At 62.2% G+C, this 15,941-nt stretch carries 14 protein-coding genes; 9 read left to right on the top strand and 5 right to left on the bottom strand.

Going from position 1 to position 15,941, the window contains the following annotated elements; genetic code table 11:
- Entirely contained in the window at positions 1-1,011 is a 1,011-nt protein-coding gene (locus tag HMPREF9697_RS07565; RefSeq protein ID WP_002716592.1) for a polyprenyl synthetase family protein, read from the bottom strand.
- Positions 1,012-1,103: 92 nt separating this feature from the next.
- Here HMPREF9697_RS07565 and HMPREF9697_RS07560 point away from each other — a divergent pair, with 92 nt between their 5' ends.
- From HMPREF9697_RS07560 to glyS, 6 genes are all read left to right on the top strand, one after another.
- Positions 1,104-1,331, top strand: coding sequence for a putative signal transducing protein (locus HMPREF9697_RS07560; RefSeq protein ID WP_040307851.1), 228 nt, complete (start codon positions 1,104-1,106; stop codon positions 1,329-1,331).
- A complete protein-coding gene (locus tag HMPREF9697_RS07555) occupies positions 1,321-2,124 on the top strand; it encodes a tRNA1(Val) (adenine(37)-N6)-methyltransferase (RefSeq protein WP_040307850.1) in 804 nt (267 codons plus the stop codon). The genes HMPREF9697_RS07560 and HMPREF9697_RS07555 overlap by 11 nt, the downstream gene beginning before the upstream one ends.
- 243 nt (positions 2,125-2,367) lie before the next feature.
- On the top strand, positions 2,368-3,249 hold the full coding sequence (locus HMPREF9697_RS07550; RefSeq protein WP_002716588.1) for a S49 family peptidase: 882 nt from the start codon (positions 2,368-2,370) through the stop codon (positions 3,247-3,249).
- 13 nt (positions 3,250-3,262) lie between these two features.
- Positions 3,263-3,448, top strand: coding sequence for a hypothetical protein (locus tag HMPREF9697_RS07545; protein WP_002716587.1), 186 nt, complete (start codon positions 3,263-3,265; stop codon positions 3,446-3,448).
- Positions 3,449-3,609: 161 nt separating this feature from the next.
- The gene (locus tag HMPREF9697_RS07540) at positions 3,610-4,518 is read left to right on the top strand and encodes a glycine--tRNA ligase subunit alpha (protein ID WP_172583921.1); all 909 of its coding nucleotides are present in this window, start codon (positions 3,610-3,612) and stop codon (positions 4,516-4,518) included.
- Positions 4,519-4,520: 2 nt separating this feature from the next.
- Positions 4,521-6,596, top strand: a complete 2,076-nt coding sequence (gene glyS, locus HMPREF9697_RS07535) for a glycine--tRNA ligase subunit beta (RefSeq protein WP_002716585.1) — start codon at positions 4,521-4,523, stop codon at positions 6,594-6,596.
- Between the two features lie 79 nt (positions 6,597-6,675).
- On the opposite strand, the gene HMPREF9697_RS07530 is transcribed toward glyS, so the two are convergent.
- Positions 6,676-7,032 carry a DUF1236 domain-containing protein gene (locus tag HMPREF9697_RS07530; RefSeq protein ID WP_002716584.1) on the bottom strand — a complete coding sequence of 119 codons (357 nt, stop codon included), beginning with the start codon at positions 7,030-7,032 and terminating at the stop codon, positions 6,676-6,678.
- Positions 7,033-7,244: 212 nt separating this feature from the next.
- Here HMPREF9697_RS07530 and HMPREF9697_RS07525 point away from each other — a divergent pair, with 212 nt between their 5' ends.
- From HMPREF9697_RS07525 to HMPREF9697_RS07515, 3 genes are all read left to right on the top strand, one after another.
- Positions 7,245-7,391, top strand: coding sequence for a DUF3096 domain-containing protein (locus HMPREF9697_RS07525; protein WP_002716583.1), 147 nt, complete (start codon positions 7,245-7,247; stop codon positions 7,389-7,391).
- A 116-nt stretch (positions 7,392-7,507) separates the two neighbouring features.
- A complete protein-coding gene (ppdK, locus tag HMPREF9697_RS07520; protein WP_002716582.1) occupies positions 7,508-10,423 on the top strand; it encodes a pyruvate, phosphate dikinase in 2,916 nt (971 codons plus the stop codon).
- A 278-nt stretch (positions 10,424-10,701) separates the two neighbouring features.
- On the top strand, positions 10,702-12,099 hold the full coding sequence (locus HMPREF9697_RS07515) for a cell wall hydrolase (RefSeq protein WP_002716581.1): 1,398 nt from the start codon (positions 10,702-10,704) through the stop codon (positions 12,097-12,099).
- A gap of 9 nt (positions 12,100-12,108) precedes the next feature.
- Here the strand turns inward: HMPREF9697_RS07515 and nadC are convergent, their stop codons facing one another.
- The 3 genes from nadC to nadA form a co-directional block, all read right to left on the bottom strand.
- Positions 12,109-12,996: a carboxylating nicotinate-nucleotide diphosphorylase gene (gene nadC / locus HMPREF9697_RS07510; protein ID WP_002716580.1), complete on the bottom strand. Its 888-nt coding sequence runs from the start codon at positions 12,994-12,996 to the stop codon at positions 12,109-12,111.
- Entirely contained in the window at positions 12,993-14,591 is a 1,599-nt protein-coding gene (locus tag HMPREF9697_RS07505; RefSeq protein ID WP_002716579.1) for an L-aspartate oxidase, read from the bottom strand. Before HMPREF9697_RS07505 ends, nadC begins: the two co-directional genes overlap by 4 nt.
- 62 nt (positions 14,592-14,653) lie before the next feature.
- Positions 14,654-15,760, bottom strand: coding sequence for a quinolinate synthase NadA (gene nadA / locus HMPREF9697_RS07500; protein ID WP_002716578.1), 1,107 nt, complete (start codon positions 15,758-15,760; stop codon positions 14,654-14,656).
- Positions 15,761-15,941 lie beyond the last annotated feature (181 nt).

Here is a 15,941-nt window from a genome sequence, read left to right as displayed (position 1 = left end):
TCAGTTCGAACGCGCCAGGCAGAAGGCCACGACCTGTTCGAGCGCGCTTTTCATCGGTGATGACGGGAACAGCGCCAGCGCATCGACGGCCATCGCGCCGTAATGCTGCGCACGCTGCATGGTGTCTTCCAGCGCACGATGTTTGGTCATCAGGCCGATGGCGTGATCGAGATCGGCGTCGGCGACTTCGCCGCGCTCCAGCGTCCTGATCCAGAAATCGCGCTCAACATCGTTGCCGCGGCGGAAGGCCAGCACGACGGGCAGGGTGATCTTGCCTTCGCGGAAGTCGTCGCCGACGTTCTTGCCGAGCTTGGCGGCCTTGCCGCCGTAATCGAGCACGTCGTCGATGAGCTGGAAGGCGATGCCGAGATTCATGCCGAACGAGCGGGATGCGGTCTGCTCCGCCTTCGGCCGGTTCGCGATCACGGGGCCGACCTCGCTCGCGGCGGCGAACAGTTCGGCGGTCTTGCCGCGGATCACCGCGAGATATTCGTCCTCGGTGGTGGCGGTGTTCTTCGCGGCCGCAAGCTGCATCACCTCGCCCTCGGCGATGGTGGCGGCGGCGGATGATAGAATGTCGAGCGCGCGCAGCGAGCCGACCTCGACCATCATGCGGAAGGCCTGGCCGAGCAGGAAGTCGCCGACCAGAACACTCGCCTCATTGCCCCACAACATCCGCGCGGACAGCTTGCCCCGGCGCAGTTCGCTCTCGTCCACGACATCGTCGTGCAGGAGGGTCGCGGTGTGCATGAATTCGACCGCAGCGGCGAGCTTGATGTGGCCGTCGCCGACATAGCCTGCGAGTTGAGCCATCGCCAACGTCAGCATCGGACGCAGCCGCTTGCCACCCGAGGAGATCAGGTGGTTGGCGACTTCCGGGATCATCGTGACTTCGGAGCCGGTTCGCGACAGAATGGTCGTATTGACCCCCGCCATGTCGTCTGCGACGAGCGCAACAAGCCGGTCGATCGATGGGGTAGAATGGCCCTCAAAGGGTACAATAACTGCCACGCAGGGTCTCCCGGTTCTGGCTGGCCGGACAATAGAAACTGCCGCGTCCCACGGCAAGAGCGTCCCCGGTCGGCGGCGAGGAGGAAGCAGGATTGCGCGAGTTATTGAGGACAAACGATATAGTCATGGTGTCGGCGGTGGGCGCCTTGCTCGACGGGGCGAACATCAGGCACCTGCTGCTGGATGCCAATATGAGCGTGCTGGAAGGGTCGGCTGGGGCGATTCCCCGACGTATTCTCGTGCATGAAAGCGATGATGCCGCCGCGCGCCGCCTGTTGACCGAGGCCGGGCTTGGACACGAATTGCGCGATGGGAACTGATCCGCTCCCACCCTCCGATCTGACCGAAGATGCGTTTCTCGCGGGGAGACTTCGCCTTCGTCAGTTCAGGCGGGGCCATCGCTCGGGCCATGATGCGATCCTTTTGGCGGCGGCTGTCCCGGCGCATGCGGGCGACCATGCCATTGAATTCGGGGCAGGCGCGGGGGCTGCGGGTCTTGCACTGGCGCGTCGGGTCGAAGGCATAAACCTTACTCTGGTGGAAATCGATCCAGCGCTCGTTGATCTCGCGCAAACCAATGCGCAAGCGAACGACATCGCGGCGCGAACCATCCTGCTCGACATCTGTGCGAATGCGGCGGCGTTTGTGGATGCGGGCTTGCCGCCGGACCATGCCGATCACGTGATGATGAACCCGCCGTTTCATGCGGCGGATCGTCACCGTGCCTCACCCGACGAGGCGAAGCGCGCAGCACATCTCGATGCGGGCGAGACGCTCGATGTCTGGATCAAGGCTGCGCGTCGTATCCTTAAGCCGGGCGGTTGCCTGACCTTGATCTGGCGAGCGGATGAATTGGATCGTGTGCTGAACGTTCTCCAGCGCGGCTTCGGCGCGGTCGAGGTGGTTCCGATCTATCCGAAGCCGGGTACGGCGGCGATCCGCGTTCTGGTGCGTGCGATCAAGGGAAGCCGGGGGCCGTTACAGATTTTGCCTGGACTGGTTCTGAACGACCGGCAGGGTCGTCCCACGACTGCGGCGGAGCATGTGCTGCAAGGGGGTGCGCTCGGTTCCGGACCTTGCGGCGAAACGGCACGCGAGATGCTTGAAAAATAGGCGCCTTGCTTACTGCGGAAGCGAGTTCGGGTTCTTATCTTGGACCGCAGTGAAACGGATAGCCGTGAAAAGTGCGCTTATCATCAACACCATCAGATAGATTTTCATCGAAGCACCTTTCGGCTGGCCTTAGCCGGAAGCTCGGGGCGAAGGCGTTGTCTCGGTATGCAATGCAAGTGGCGTACCGGATCGCGCCTGAGTGCCATTTCAGGGATAATAAGGCGTTAATGCGAAAGGCGTTGCATGACGAATGAGGATCACGATCACAATGCGCTGAATGACGGGTGGACCCGTTTCCTGCCCGAGCGTTTCCGCGGGGCAGTCGTTCCCGTCGTTCGCCTGAGCGGCACTATCGGCACGGTCACGCCGCTGCGCCCGGGCCTGACACTGTCGGGCGTGAGCAAGTTGCTTGAGAAGGCGTTCGAGACCAAGCGGGCCAAAGCGGTTGCGCTGGTGATCAATTCGCCGGGCGGTTCGCCTGTCCAGTCGCATCAGATCTACAACCGCATTCGTCAGCTTGCGGAGGCGAAGAAGATTCCCGTGCTGGTCTTCGTCGAGGATGTTGCAGCCTCGGGCGGCTACATGATCGCCTGCGCGGGCGACGAGATTTTCTGCGATCCGTCCTCGATCCTGGGATCGATCGGAGTCATTGGCGGCACATTCGGGTTTCAGGATCTTATCAAGAAGGTCGGCATCGAGCGCCGGATTTACACCTCGGGCGAGCACAAGAGCAGCCTCGATCCGTTCCTGCCGGAGAGTCCGGACGATGTTGCGCGGCTGAAGGCGATCCAGCGCGATATCCATGACAGCTTCATCGACCTCGTGAAAAGGAGTCGCGGTGCACGGCTTCAGGGTGAGGAGGCTTTTCTGTTCTCCGGCGAATACTGGGCGGGCGAACGCTCGGTGAAACTCGGGCTCGCGGATAGAATCGGCGATCTGCGCAGCGTTCTTCGCACGCGTTACGGCGAGCGGGTTCGCATGCCGGTGATTGCGCCGAAGAGCGGACTGCTGTCGAGTCTCGCAGGCAGAAAGCCGGGTGCGGGTGCGGTGATCGGCACGGGCTTTGCCGACGATCTGATTTCCGCCCTGGAGACGCGCGCATTATGGGCGCGCTACGGGTTGTGAGCGTGAGGGATAGATGCCGCCGCTGGTTCTGATTGCATTAGGCGTGATGGGCGGGGCCGCATTGTTGCGGCTCGCGATGAAGGAGGGCCGCCGGGTCAACCGCGAACTCGACGAGATTCGCGAGCAGGCAGCTTCCGACCAGAAGGATGCTGTCAGGCTTCGACGCGACCCGCAGACGGGCACATACCGTCCGCACTAGACATGTGTGGCATTCGCACCGTCTGATTCCATGATAAAGGCCGTTTTCTGCGGGCTCTCCTTGATTCCTGCCCCCCGCGCCGATACGGTCCGCCGCGCCCGCCCGGCTTTGCCGCCCTTGAACTGATTGCAGAATATCCGATGGAAACGCTTCCGCCGCACATGCGCCCCGAAAAATCGTTTCAGGGCCTGATCCTGACATTGCAGCGTTATTGGGCCGATTACGGCTGCGTGATTCTGCAGCCTTACGACATGGAAGTAGGCGCGGGCACGTTCCATCCGGCGACGACGCTACGCGCGCTTGGGCCGAAGCGCTGGAACGCTGCCTACGTGCAGCCCTCGCGCCGCCCGAAGGACGGCCGCTACGGTGAGAACCCGAACCGTTTGCAGCACTATTATCAGTTTCAGGTGATCCTGAAGCCGTCGCCATCCGACATTCAGGACCTCTATCTGAAATCACTGGCCGCCATCGGTGTCGATGCTGCGCTTCATGACATCCGCTTTGTCGAGGACGATTGGGAAAGTCCGACGCTCGGCGCATGGGGTCTTGGCTGGGAATGCTGGTGCGACGGCATGGAAGTCTCGCAGTTCACTTACTTCCAGCAGGTCGCGGGCGTCGAATGTGCGCCGGTCGCGGGCGAGCTCACCTACGGCCTCGAGCGGCTTGCGATGTATGTGCAGGGCGTGGACCGCGTCTACGATCTCAACTTTAACGGCCGCGAGGGTGCCGAGAAGGTGACCTATGGCGACGTGTTCCTTCAGGCCGAGCAGGAATATTCGCGGCACAATTTCGAACATTCCGACACCGCGATGCTGTTCGAGCAGTTCAAGATGGCTGAAGGCGCGTGCAAAAAATACCTCGACGCTGGATGGGCTGATGGGAAGAAGGAGCGCCACCTGATGGCGCTGCCCGCCTACGACCAATGCATCAAGGCGAGCCACGTCTTCAACCTGCTCGATGCGCGCGGCGTGATCTCGGTCACCGAACGGCAGAGCTACATCCTGCGCGTCCGCGAGCTTGCTAAAGCCTGCGGCGAGGCATGGATCGCCACCGAAGCAGGTGGAGCGTAATCATGCCCGATCTTCTGTTTGAGCTGTTCTCCGAAGAAATTCCCGCGCGCATGCAGGCGAAGGCGGCGGACGATCTGCGCCGCATGGTGACGGACAAGCTCGTTGCCGAGGGCCTTGTCTATGAAGGCGCGAAAGCGTTCGCCACGCCGCGCCGCCTTGCGCTCACCGTTCATGGTCTTCCCGCGCGTCAGCCGGATTTGAAGGAAGAACGCAAGGGACCAAAGGTCGGTGCGCCGGATGCTGCCGTGCAGGGCTTCCTCAAGGCCACCGGTCTGAACTCGCTGGATGAAGCCAAAATCCAGAAGGACCCGAAGAAGGGCGACTTCTACATCGCGTTGATCGAGAAGCCGGGCCGTCCTGCGATCGACGTGATCGCGGAAATCCTGCCGCTCGTGGTGCGCACCTTCCCGTGGCCGAAGCAGATGCGCTGGGGCGAACGCTCCGCGAAGCCGGGCGCGCTGACCTGGGTGCGGCCGTTGCATTCGATCATCGCGACGTTTGGGCCCGAGACCGAAGACCCGGAAGTGGTGAAGTTCGATGTCAGCGGCATCGAAGCGGGGCAGGTGACGCGCGGCCATCGGTTCATGGCACCGGCGGAGTTTTCCGTGCGCCGCTTCGACGATTATGTCTCGAAGCTGGAAGCGGCCAAGGTCGTGCTCGATCCTGACCGCCGCAAGAACATCATTCGTGAGGACGCCAAGGAACTGGCTTTCGCGCAGGGTTATGAACTCGTCGAGGACGAGGCGCTGCTGGAGGAAGTGGCGGGACTCGTCGAATGGCCGGTCGTGTTGATGGGCTCGTTCGATCCGGAATTCCTGTCGATCCCCGGCGAAGTGATCCGTGCCACCATCCGTAACAACCAGAAATGTTTCGTGGTGCGCGACCCGAAGACGGGAAAGCTCGCGCCGAAATTCATTCTGGTTTCGAATATCGAGGCAAGCGACGGCGGCGCCGCCATCGTCGCGGGCAACGAGCGGGTCATCCGCGCACGGTTGTCGGACGCGAAATTCTTCTACGAGACAGACCTCAAGACCAAGCTCGAAGCGCGGCTGTCGAAGTTCGAGCACATCGTGTTCCACGAGAAGCTCGGTACGCAGGCTGAGCGCATCGCGCGCATCGAGCGCTTGGCTGCGGAGCTTGCGCCTCTGGTGGGCGCGGATGTCGAGAAGGTGAAGCGCGCGGCGAAACTCGCCAAGGCGGATTTGCTGACCGAGGTCGTCGGCGAATTTCCCGAAGTGCAGGGCCTGATGGGCAAGTACTACGCGCAGGCTCAGGGCGAGGATGCTTCCGTCGCAGCGGCCATCGAAGATCATTACAAGCCGCAAGGCCCGAACGACCGCGTGCCGAATGATCCGGTGGCGATTGCGGTGGCGCTCGCTGACAAAATCGACATTCTCACAGGCTTCTGGGCGATTAACGAGAAGCCGACGGGTTCGAAGGACCCCTTTGCGCTACGTCGTGCGGCGTTGGGCGCAATTCGGCTTATCGTCGATAACGGCACTCGTCTGCCGCTGCTGGGGACATTTGCGAAGGCCGCTAAACCGCATGACGGAAAGGATTTGCTCTCCTTCTTCGCTGACCGCCTCAAAGTGCAGTTGCGCGAGCAGGGCGCGCGGCACGATCTCGTCGACGCCGTGTTCGCCCTTGAAGGGCAGGACGATCTGTTGATGGTCGTGCGCCGTGTCGAGGCGCTCGGCAAATTCCTCGACACCGACGACGGCAAGAACCTGCTCGCGGGCACCAAGCGTGCCTCGAACATCCTCGCCATCGAGGAGAAGAAGGACAAGCGCACCTTCACCGGCGCACCGGACGAGAAGCTCTACAGGCTGGATGAGGAAAAGAAACTCGCGGCCGCCATCGATCAGGTGAAGGCCGAGGCGGGTGCTGCCGTCGCGAAAGAAGATTTCGCTGCGGCCATGACCGCATTGGCGAAGCTGCGACCCGTTGTCGATGCCTTCTTCGACAAGGTGAAGGTCAACGACGACGACAAGGCGGTGCGTGAAAATCGTCTGAAGCTCCTCAATGAAATCCGCGAAGCGACGCACGCGGTCGCGGACTTCTCGAAGATCCAGGATTGAGTTTTACGACCCTGTGGATCGCCTATCACGAAGCCGTCCAGCATTCACTGGACGGCTTCGCCATTTTTGGAGCGTCGGCTTACTCGATGACCTGAATGACCCGTCGCGTCGAAGGATCGACAAGAACGTATTCATTATTCACCCGGGTGTAGCGATAGCGGTGCGCGCCGTATTGCTGCGGCACATCGTAGTATGACACGCCCATCTCCGGCAGCGTCACGCCCACCATCACCTGGCCGGGCACGGTGTAGTTCGGGACGTTTTCCTGCACGATGTATTCACGGAAGCGCGGTTGCAGGTCGGGTGCAATACCACCGTCGTCCACGACCATGCCGGTTGTCGCGCCGTCGCGCACGATGATGCCCTGCGCCTGCACGGCGGCCGGTACCGCCGCGGTACCGGCAAGGACGGCAAGAACAAGTGCTGACTTACGCATGGTCTATCTCCTCTCAAAACGAAGGCCGCATACTGCGGCCGATGCCAGACAATCCATGGAGGAGACGAGCGTTCCTGCGCCACTCGTGGCTTCATTGGGGTCTTTTTGTGCGCGGCGGGAACCGATGGCTTTCAGAATCGTCGTTGATCGTCTATCGCGCTCACGACAATGCGCTCGCGACGATTTCCCCTTCATTCTCAGGAGACGATGCAATGACGATCTCAGGAATTGCCCACCTTCAGCCGGTTGTTGCGCTTATCGCGGGCATCCTCATCCTCATCATGCCGCGCCTTCTGAATTTCATTGTCGCGATCTACTTGATTTTTGTCGGGATCGTGGGTTTGGGTATTCTTCGCTGAACTAGCCGAAAGTCGGTATTCCAGCACCCAGCTATGCATTAGGCGCGCCTTGCATCACGCCTTGAAACCGTGGTGTAACGCGCCTGCTTTCCAATTCCATCCAGCGACTGGCGGTCATGGCAAAAGCTCTCTCCCGGGTCAAAAAATCCTCTGCAAAAGCAAAGTCTTCAGTAAAGCGCGCAGCGTCAGTGCCGGCGCGTAAGAAGGTCGGCAAGGCGCCGCCTCGAAAGGCTCCCAAAAAGGCCGCCGCAAAGGCCAAGGTAGCCACCAAGGCAGCCAAGGCCGTAACCAAGGCCAAGGCGCTGAAATCCTCAGCCGCCAAGCGCGTGGCGAGTCCCAAGACCGCCGTGAAGGCCGGAAAGTGGGTTTACCTCTTCGGCGACGGCAAGGCCGAAGGCAAAGCGGGCATGCGCGAACTGCTCGGCGGTAAGGGTGCCAACCTCGCCGAGATGTGCAATCTCGGCCTTCCGGTACCGCCCGGCTTCACCATTCCGACCGCGGTTTGCACCTACTTCTACGCTAACAACAAGAGCTACCCGAAGGAGCTGAAGGCGCAGGTCGAGAAGGCGCTGGAATCGGTCGGCAAGATCGTCGGCAAGAAGTTCGGCGATGCCAAGAACCCGCTCCTGGTTTCGGTGCGCTCGGGCGCGCGGGCCTCGATGCCGGGCATGATGGACACCGTCCTCAACCTCGGCCTCAACGACACGACGGTCGAGGCGCTGGCGGCGAATGCGAACGATCGCCGCTTCGCCTATGACAGCTACCGCCGTTTCATCACCATGTACTCGAACGTGGTGCTCGGCTTCGAGCATCATCACTTCGAGGATGTGCTCGACAGCTACAAGGACAGCAAGGGTTACTCGCTCGACACCGATCTCACCGCCGACGACTGGCAGACGATCGTCGGCCGCTACAAGGAAACGATCGCGCGCGAGACCGGCAAGGACTTCCCGCAGGACCCGCACGAGCAGCTCTGGGGCGCGATCGGCGCGGTGTTCGGCTCGTGGATGACGGCGCGCGCCGTCACCTATCGCCGCCTGCACGATATCCCTGAGTCGTGGGGTACCGCGGTCAACGTGCAATCGATGGTGTTCGGCAACATGGGCGACACCTCGGCGACCGGCGTTGCGTTCACGCGCAACCCCTCGACCGGCGAGCGCAAGCTGTATGGCGAATTCCTCATCAACGCGCAGGGCGAGGACGTCGTCGCCGGCATCCGCACGCCGCAGGAAATCACCGAATCCGCACGCAAGGAGTCGGGCTCCGATAAACCGTCGATGGAATCCGAAATGCCGGATGCCTTCGCGGAGCTGACGCGCATCTACCAGAAGCTCGAAAAGCACTACCGTGACATGCAGGACATGGAATTCACGGTCGAGCAGGGCAAACTGTGGATGCTGCAGACCCGCAACGGCAAGCGCACCACCAAGGCTGCGCTGCGCATCGCGGTCGAACTCGCCAACGAAGGCCTGATTTCGAAGAAGGATGCCGTCGCCCGCATCGAGCCCGCCTCGCTCGATCAGTTGCTGCATCCGACCATCGATCCCAACGCCAAGCGCGATGTCGTGGCGACCGGTCTTCCGGCCTCGCCCGGTGCTGCATCGGGCGAGATCGTGTTCTCCTCGGACGAGGCTGCGAAGCTGCACGCCGATGGCCGCAAGGTCGTGCTGGTGCGCGTCGAAACCTCGCCTGAAGACATTCACGGCATGCACGCTTCCCAGGGCATTCTCACCACGCGCGGCGGCATGACGTCGCACGCTGCCGTGGTTGCGCGCGGTATGGGCAAGCCCTGCGTCTCCGGCGCGGGCAGCATCCGTGTCGATTACGGCCGCGGCACAATGTCGATCGGCAACCGCACCTTCAAGGCGGGCGACATCATCACCATCGATGGTTCGCTCGGTCAGGTGCTGGCCGGGCAGATGCCGATGATCGAGCCGGAACTGTCCGGCGAGTTCGGCACGTTGATGGGCTGGGCCGATCAGTTCCGCAAGCTCAAGATCCGCGCCAACGCCGATACTCCGGCGGACGCGCGCACCGCGCTCAAGTTCGGCACCGAAGGCATCGGCCTGTGCCGCACCGAGCACATGTTCTTTGAGGAAACGCGCATCCGTGCCGTTCGCGAGATGATCGTGGCCGAAGACGAGCAGGCCCGCCGCGCGGCGCTCGCGAAGCTTCTGCCGATGCAGCGCGCCGACTTCGTCGAACTGTTCGAGATCATGAAGGGTTTGCCCGTCACGATCCGTCTACTTGATCCGCCACTGCACGAGTTCCTGCCGCATACGCAGAACGAAATCGAGGAAGTGGCGCGTGTTCTCAACACCGATCCGCACAAGATCGCGGACCGCGTGCGGGAGCTCGCCGAATTCAACCCGATGCTCGGCTTCCGTGGCTGCCGTCTCGCGATCGCCTATCCGGAGATCGCGGAAATGCAGGCGCGCGCCATCTTCGAGGCGGCCGTCGAGGCTGCCAAGCGCACCGGCAAGCCGCCGGTGATCGAAGTGATGGTGCCGTTGATCGCCACCCGCGCCGAGTTCGACATCGTGCGCGAGCGCATCGATGCGATGGCGCAGGCAGTGATCAAGGAAACCGGTGGCAAGCTGAACTATCAGGTCGGCACCATGATCGAGTTGCCGCGTGCGTGCCTCAAGGCGGACGATATCGCCACCACGGCGGAGTTCTTCTCCTTCGGTACCAATGACCTGACGCAGACGAGCTTCGGCATCAGCCGTGACGACGCGGCCTCGTTCCTCGGCCCGTATGTCGCCAAGGGCATCCTGGAGACGGACCCCTTCATCTCGCTCGATCGTGACGGTGTCGGTGAACTGGTGCGGATCGGTGCGCAGCGCGGCCGCAAGGTGCGCGCGAACCTGAAGATGGGCATCTGCGGCGAGCACGGCGGTGATCCGGCGTCGGTGGTGTTCTGCCACGAGGTCGGGCTCGACTACGTATCCTGCTCGCCCTACCGCGTGCCGATCGCGCGCCTTGCCGCGGCGCAGGCCGCACTCGGCATGACGGTCGCCAGCCAGGCCTAAGCCGCTCTGCAATTCTACGATTTTAAGGCCGCGCCTTCATCAAGAAGGCGCGGCCTTAAGTTTTTGTACGTTGACTGATTGTTTACCACACTGTGGAAGTCGCCGTTTACCAAGCATTACGGCGTGATCGCCAAAACGGCGCGATGATATTGCGTGTTGCGCGGCTGCACCGCGATTAACCCAGCGGCAACTTTAATTCGATAACACCAAAAACGATCAAATTGCACTGAATGTGCGAGGAGATCGCGTGTGTGTAGTGTTGTTGCGTGAGCGTAATGATGGTTATGTTGCGTAACAGACTGAAGGGCGCATATCTTGCGCCCTTCAGTTTTGTTTTCTGCCTCCTTGCGATGGCGCCGACCGAAATCGGCTATCAGGACATCGCCTCGCAGCTCGTGCACCAGCCGGGCGTCGCGCAGCGCTGGCAGCAGCATCTGTTTGCGATGCCGCGCAATTCGCTGCGGATCGCCTCCTTCAATTTCGTCCGCCCGATCGGTACCGATGTGCCTGATGCGGCTTCCGTGACGCTCGTGAGCCTTGGTTCGAATCCTGGCCGTGGTTCGGACATCACCGGCTCGCTTGGCAGCAATCCGTTCGCTCCGGCGGTGCGTCCGCTGCAATCGTCCGACTATCCCGCCGTGATGCGCGCCGCGAAGGGCGATCGCTTGCCGATGGCGGTGCCGCCTGTGCATTCGGTCTCGCCTGCGTCGCAGAACGCACCGGCGCCGAACGGGGATGAAAAGGCCACTGCGGAGAACGCTTCTTCAAGCGAACCGCTCGATCAGGAACTGCAGGAAGCGCTGAACTCGCCGCGCCTGCCGCAATACGATACGGCCAAGCCCGATGACAGCACGCTGGATGAGAGCGCGCTGGCCGTGCTTCACGCCACATCCAGTCATGCGGTCGCGCCGCGTGATCCGTTCTCGATCAAGACGGCGACCTTGTTCTTCGGTAGCTCCGCGCTGGGCGACAGCGGCGGAGCGCTGGAGCGCTGGCAGCCTGGTGAAGAACCTGTCGTCATTATGCCCGGCGGTGATCCGGATCTGAAACAACAGGTCTTGCTGACTCCCAACGCAGATCTGTCAGCGGGTGGTGAATCGATTGCGCCCAAGGGCGAGGTAAATAAGGAATCCCCGGCACAGCGGCTTCGTCTCGATGCGAAGGCCCGAGCCAAGGGGGAGAAGTGCCTTGCGGAGGCGGTGTATTTCGAAGCGCGCGGCGAAGCCGTGCGCGGCCAGATCGCCGTGGCGCAGGTGGTAATGAACCGTGTGTTCTCGGGCTTCTATCCGACCACGATTTGCGGGGTCGTCTACCAGAACAAGGGCCGCCATCTCGCCTGCCAGTTCACCTTCGCCTGCGACAATGTCCGTGACGTCATCAACGAGCCGGACATGTGGGAGCGTGCGAAGCGGATCGCCAAAGCGACGCTCGACGGCAAGCTGTGGCTGCCGGAAGTCGGCAAGTCCACGCATTATCATGCTTACTGGGTGCGCCCGTCATGGGTGCATGAGATGAAGAAGATGTACCGCTTTGGCGTCCATACCTTCTATAGACCGAAGGCGTGGGGCGACGGCAAGGATGCGCCGAGCTGGGGCAATGCCGCACAGACGGCGGAAATCTCCAAGGAATTGCTCCAGGAAGCGAAAAGCTCGGCCGAGTTGGAAGCCAAGCGCTAGTCGCTGCGCTTACACCTCGATATCCAGCGCGACGTCGAAGTTCGGCGCCGAATGGGTCAGTGCGCCGGATGAGGCATAGTCGACGCCGGTCTTCGCGATCTCGGCAATGCGGTCCACGGTAACGCCGCCCGACACTTCCAGCACCACACGGCCCGCCGCGAGTGCAACCGCTTCGCGCAGGGTTGGGATGTCCATGTTGTCGAGCAACACGACATCGGCAAGGCCTGTCGCAAGGACCTCACGCAACTGATCGAGCGTGTCGACTTCGATCTCCACCTTGACCAGATGCCCCACGACCGCTCGCGCGCGTTTCAGCACAGCTGTGATGCTGCCTGCAACTGCGATGTGGTTGTCCTTGATGAGGATGGCGTCGTCGAGGCCGAAGCGGTGGTTGAAGCCGCCGCCGCAGCGCACGGCGTATTTCTCCAGCGCGCGCAGTCCCGGCGTGGTCTTGCGCGTGCAGCAAATGCGCAGCTTCGTGCCTGCGGTCTCTTTCACATAGCTCGCTGTCAGCGTGGCGATGCCGGACAGACGACCAACGAAATTGAGCGCGACGCGTTCGGCGGACAGAACAGCGCGGGCAGGGCCGGTGATGGTAAGCAGTGATTTGCCTTGGACAACAGGGGCGCCGTCGCGGGCATGGGCTTCAATTTTGATATCGGGTGCAAGCTGCTGAAATGTTTCTACCGCCAGCGGCAGGCCCGCGATCACGCCGGGCTGTCGCGCAACCATGATTGCGCGGGCAGGCGTCGTTTCTGGAATCGTTGCGATAGAGGTGATGTCGCCGGCTCGACCGAGGTCTTCCGCGAGTGCGTGCCGCACGGTCTCCGCGATGGTCGGCTGTGCCAGAAAGCCATCGGGAAACATCAGCGAAACGGGAGATGTCGTTGTCGTCATACCAGGCTTCCAATCACTTCGGCGACTGACGGCATGCGCACGAGCTCTGCCGCGATGTGCTGCGCGGCGGACAGTGTCGTCATGGTGCGCCGGGCGAAGTCGGGACTGGCCTCGGGGAAGTCGGAGCGGAAATGCGCGCCACGGCTTTCCTCGCGGACATAGGCACATGTCGCGACGAGCAGTGCCGTCGTCGCCATATTGCGCAGCGCGATGCTGTTCGACGCGGTTTTGATCTCGCCGAAAATGCCGATGGCCTTTGCAAGACCCTCGGCGTCGCGGATGACGCCGACATGCGTGCTCATCGTCTCGCGCAATCTGGTCTCGAGATCCTTTTCGAGTGCAGCCGAGAGTTCTTTTCCGATGGATGCGATCGGGTCCGGTGCCTGCCAGTGCAGACTACGGATGTCGTCGGCAATGCGCGCGGCATAGACCACGGCTTCCAGCAGGGAATTGGAGGCGAGGCGGTTGGCGCCGTGCGCTCCGGTGGAGGAGACTTCGCCCGCGGCCCACAGGCCGAGGATGGACGAGCGTCCGTGACCATCCACCGCGATGCCACCCATGTGGTAATGCGCGGCGGGCGCGATCGGGATCGGCTGTGTCGCGGCATCGATTCCGCCCGCAAGGCAGCTTTCATAAACGGTCGGAAATTTTTGGGCGAATGCCGCGCCGACAGCCTTGGTGGCGTCGAGGAACGCACCGCGCCCAGCGGCGATCTCCGCGAACACCCCGCGCGCGACGATGTCGCGTGGCGCAAGCTCGGCGAGGGGATCGATCTTGAGCATGAAGCGCTCGCCGTCGCCATTGATGAGCGTCGCGCCTTCGCCGCGCAGCGCCTCGGTCGCGAGCGGGGCAGGGTCTTTACCAATCATCACGGCGGTGGGGTGGAATTGCACGAATTCCGGATCAGCGATCACCGCGCCCGCGCGGGCGGCGATGGCAAGGCCGCCGCCATATGATTCCGCAGGGTTGGTGGTGACGGCATAAAGATGACCGATGCCGCCGGTCGCGAGCACCACGGCACGCGCGGGCAGTGCGAGTGCCTCCCGGCTTGCGGTGTTGCGTAAGCGCAGACCGGTCACTGCGCCGTCTTTGACCAGCAATTCCTCGGCGCTGTAGCCTTCGATGATCTTGATCGATGGCGTCTTGCGCACTGTTTCGATCAACGCGGTGATGATGGCCTTGCCCGCACGGTCGCCCTGAACATGGACGATGCGTCGGGCGGAATGCGCGGCTTCACGGCCGACTGCAAGTCTGCCTTCGAGATCGCGGTCGAATGGCACGCCGTAGCGCAGAAGGTCGTTGATGCGTTCAGCGGCTTCGCTGGCGAGCCGATGCGCCACCGCTTCATCGACGATGCCGCCACCCACCGCGATGGTGTCGCGTGCATGCGATTCCGGTGTGTCGCCTTCGCCGACGGCTGCGGCGATGCCGCCCTGCGCCCAGACGCTGGATGCGCCTTCGCCGAGCGAGGCGGCGGAGATGACGGTGACGGGGCGCGGCGCGAGTTTCAGCGCGCAAAACAACCCGGCGAGGCCTGCGCCGACGATGACGACATGATCGGGCGCTTGTACCTGCGCGACTTCCTTCTGTCTCATGTCGTTTGCCTTTGATGTGCCGGCCGGCGGTCGGCGTTGGCCGCCGGCTTTCCGGCTTCTGGTCAGTTTTTCAGATTGACCATCCGCTCGACGGAGCGACGGGCCTTGTCCGCGATCATCGGATCGATCACGATTTCCTCACGCATGTAGAGCAGACTGTCGAGAATCTTCGGCAGCGTGATGCGCTTCATGTGCGGGCAGAGATTGCACGGCTTGACGAAGTTAATCTCCGGCAACTCGGCCTGCACGTTGTCGGCCATCGAGCATTCGGTGACCATGACGACGCGTTTCGGCTTGTTGTTGCGGACCCAGTCGATCATGTGCGCGGTCGAGCCGGTGAAGTCCGCTTCCTTGATAACGTCAGGCGGGCACTCCGGATGCGCGATAATCTGCACATCGGGGTCGGCGGCGCGATAGCTGCGCAGTTCATCGCCGGTGAAGCGCTCGTGCACTTCGCACGCGCCCTTCCAGGCAATGATCTTCACCTTGGTTTTCGAGGCGACATATTTCGCCAGATACTGGTCCGGCAGCATGATGACGGTGTCGCTGCCGAGGCTCTCGACGACCTGAACGGCGTTCGAGGAGGTGCAGCAGATATCGACTTCCGCCTTTACGTCGGCCGAGGTGTTCACATAGGCGACCACCGGCACGCCGGGGAAGCGCTCGCGCAGCAGGCGCACGTCCTCACCGGTGATCGAGGAGGCGAGCGAGCAGCCCGCGCGCGAATCCGGGATCAGTACGGTCTTGGCGGGGTTCAGAATCTTCGAGGTCTCGGCCATGAAGTGTACGCCGCATTGGACGATGACGTCGGCCTTTACCTTCGTCGCCTCGATGGCGAGCTTCAGCGAGTCGCCGCCGACGTCGCCGACGCAGTGGAAGATTTCTGGAGTCTGATAGTTATGCGCAAGGATTACGGCGTTGCGCTCGCGCTTCAATTCATTGATCGCCTTGATGTACGGCGCCATGAACGGCCACTCGACCGGCGGGATGACCTCTTTCACGCGTTCGTAGAGATGCGCGGTCGCACGCTCGACCTCGGGAGTCCATTCCAGCGAGGGCGCGGGAAGCGAAGCGAATCGCTCGCGTGACGGACAGCGGGCAGCCACCGGGTTCTTGGAGGTGGCGGGAGCGCCAAAGTCTTCGGGGCCAAACAGTCCAGTCAGCGGCATTGTTATCTCCTATATACTCGAATTGAGCATATATGGCGTCTGAGAAAACCGGCGAACGCCGGTGCATTAGCTCCTACTGAGCGCATCGCTGGTATGGCGATCAGTTGTTCTCAATCGGAGCAAAACAAATATAACAGGTCTTTGACGCTCTCGCCAGACCTTCCCGCAAATTTATTCGGCC

The organism is Afipia felis ATCC 53690 (assembly GCF_000314735.2).
Taxonomy (GTDB): Bacteria; Pseudomonadota; Alphaproteobacteria; order Rhizobiales; family Xanthobacteraceae; genus Afipia; species Afipia felis.
This window is presented reverse-complemented; position numbering and strand designations above follow the sequence as displayed.

Excerpts from the sequence above, each read along its gene's own strand:
- glyS (WP_002716585.1), top strand. The coding sequence starts at position 4,521 with ATGCCCGATCTTCTGTTTGAGCTGTTCTCCGAAGAAATTCCCGCGCGC.
- HMPREF9697_RS07545 (WP_002716587.1), top strand. The coding sequence starts at position 3,263 with ATGCCGCCGCTGGTTCTGATTGCATTAGGCGTGATGGGCGGGGCCGCA.
- HMPREF9697_RS07515 (WP_002716581.1), top strand. The coding sequence starts at position 10,702 with ATGGTTATGTTGCGTAACAGACTGAAGGGCGCATATCTTGCGCCCTTC.
- nadC (WP_002716580.1), bottom strand. The coding sequence starts at position 12,996 with ATGACGACAACGACATCTCCCGTTTCGCTGATGTTTCCCGATGGCTTT.
- HMPREF9697_RS07505 (WP_002716579.1), bottom strand. The coding sequence starts at position 14,591 with ATGAGACAGAAGGAAGTCGCGCAGGTACAAGCGCCCGATCATGTCGTC.
- HMPREF9697_RS07540 (WP_172583921.1), top strand. The coding sequence starts at position 3,610 with ATGCGCCCCGAAAAATCGTTTCAGGGCCTGATCCTGACATTGCAGCGT.
- HMPREF9697_RS07550 (WP_002716588.1), top strand. The coding sequence starts at position 2,368 with ATGACGAATGAGGATCACGATCACAATGCGCTGAATGACGGGTGGACC.
- HMPREF9697_RS07525 (WP_002716583.1), top strand. The coding sequence starts at position 7,245 with ATGACGATCTCAGGAATTGCCCACCTTCAGCCGGTTGTTGCGCTTATC.
- ppdK (WP_002716582.1), top strand. The coding sequence starts at position 7,508 with ATGGCAAAAGCTCTCTCCCGGGTCAAAAAATCCTCTGCAAAAGCAAAG.
- HMPREF9697_RS07555 (WP_040307850.1), top strand. The coding sequence starts at position 1,321 with ATGGGAACTGATCCGCTCCCACCCTCCGATCTGACCGAAGATGCGTTT.
- nadA (WP_002716578.1), bottom strand. The coding sequence starts at position 15,760 with ATGCCGCTGACTGGACTGTTTGGCCCCGAAGACTTTGGCGCTCCCGCC.
- HMPREF9697_RS07530 (WP_002716584.1), bottom strand. The coding sequence starts at position 7,032 with ATGCGTAAGTCAGCACTTGTTCTTGCCGTCCTTGCCGGTACCGCGGCG.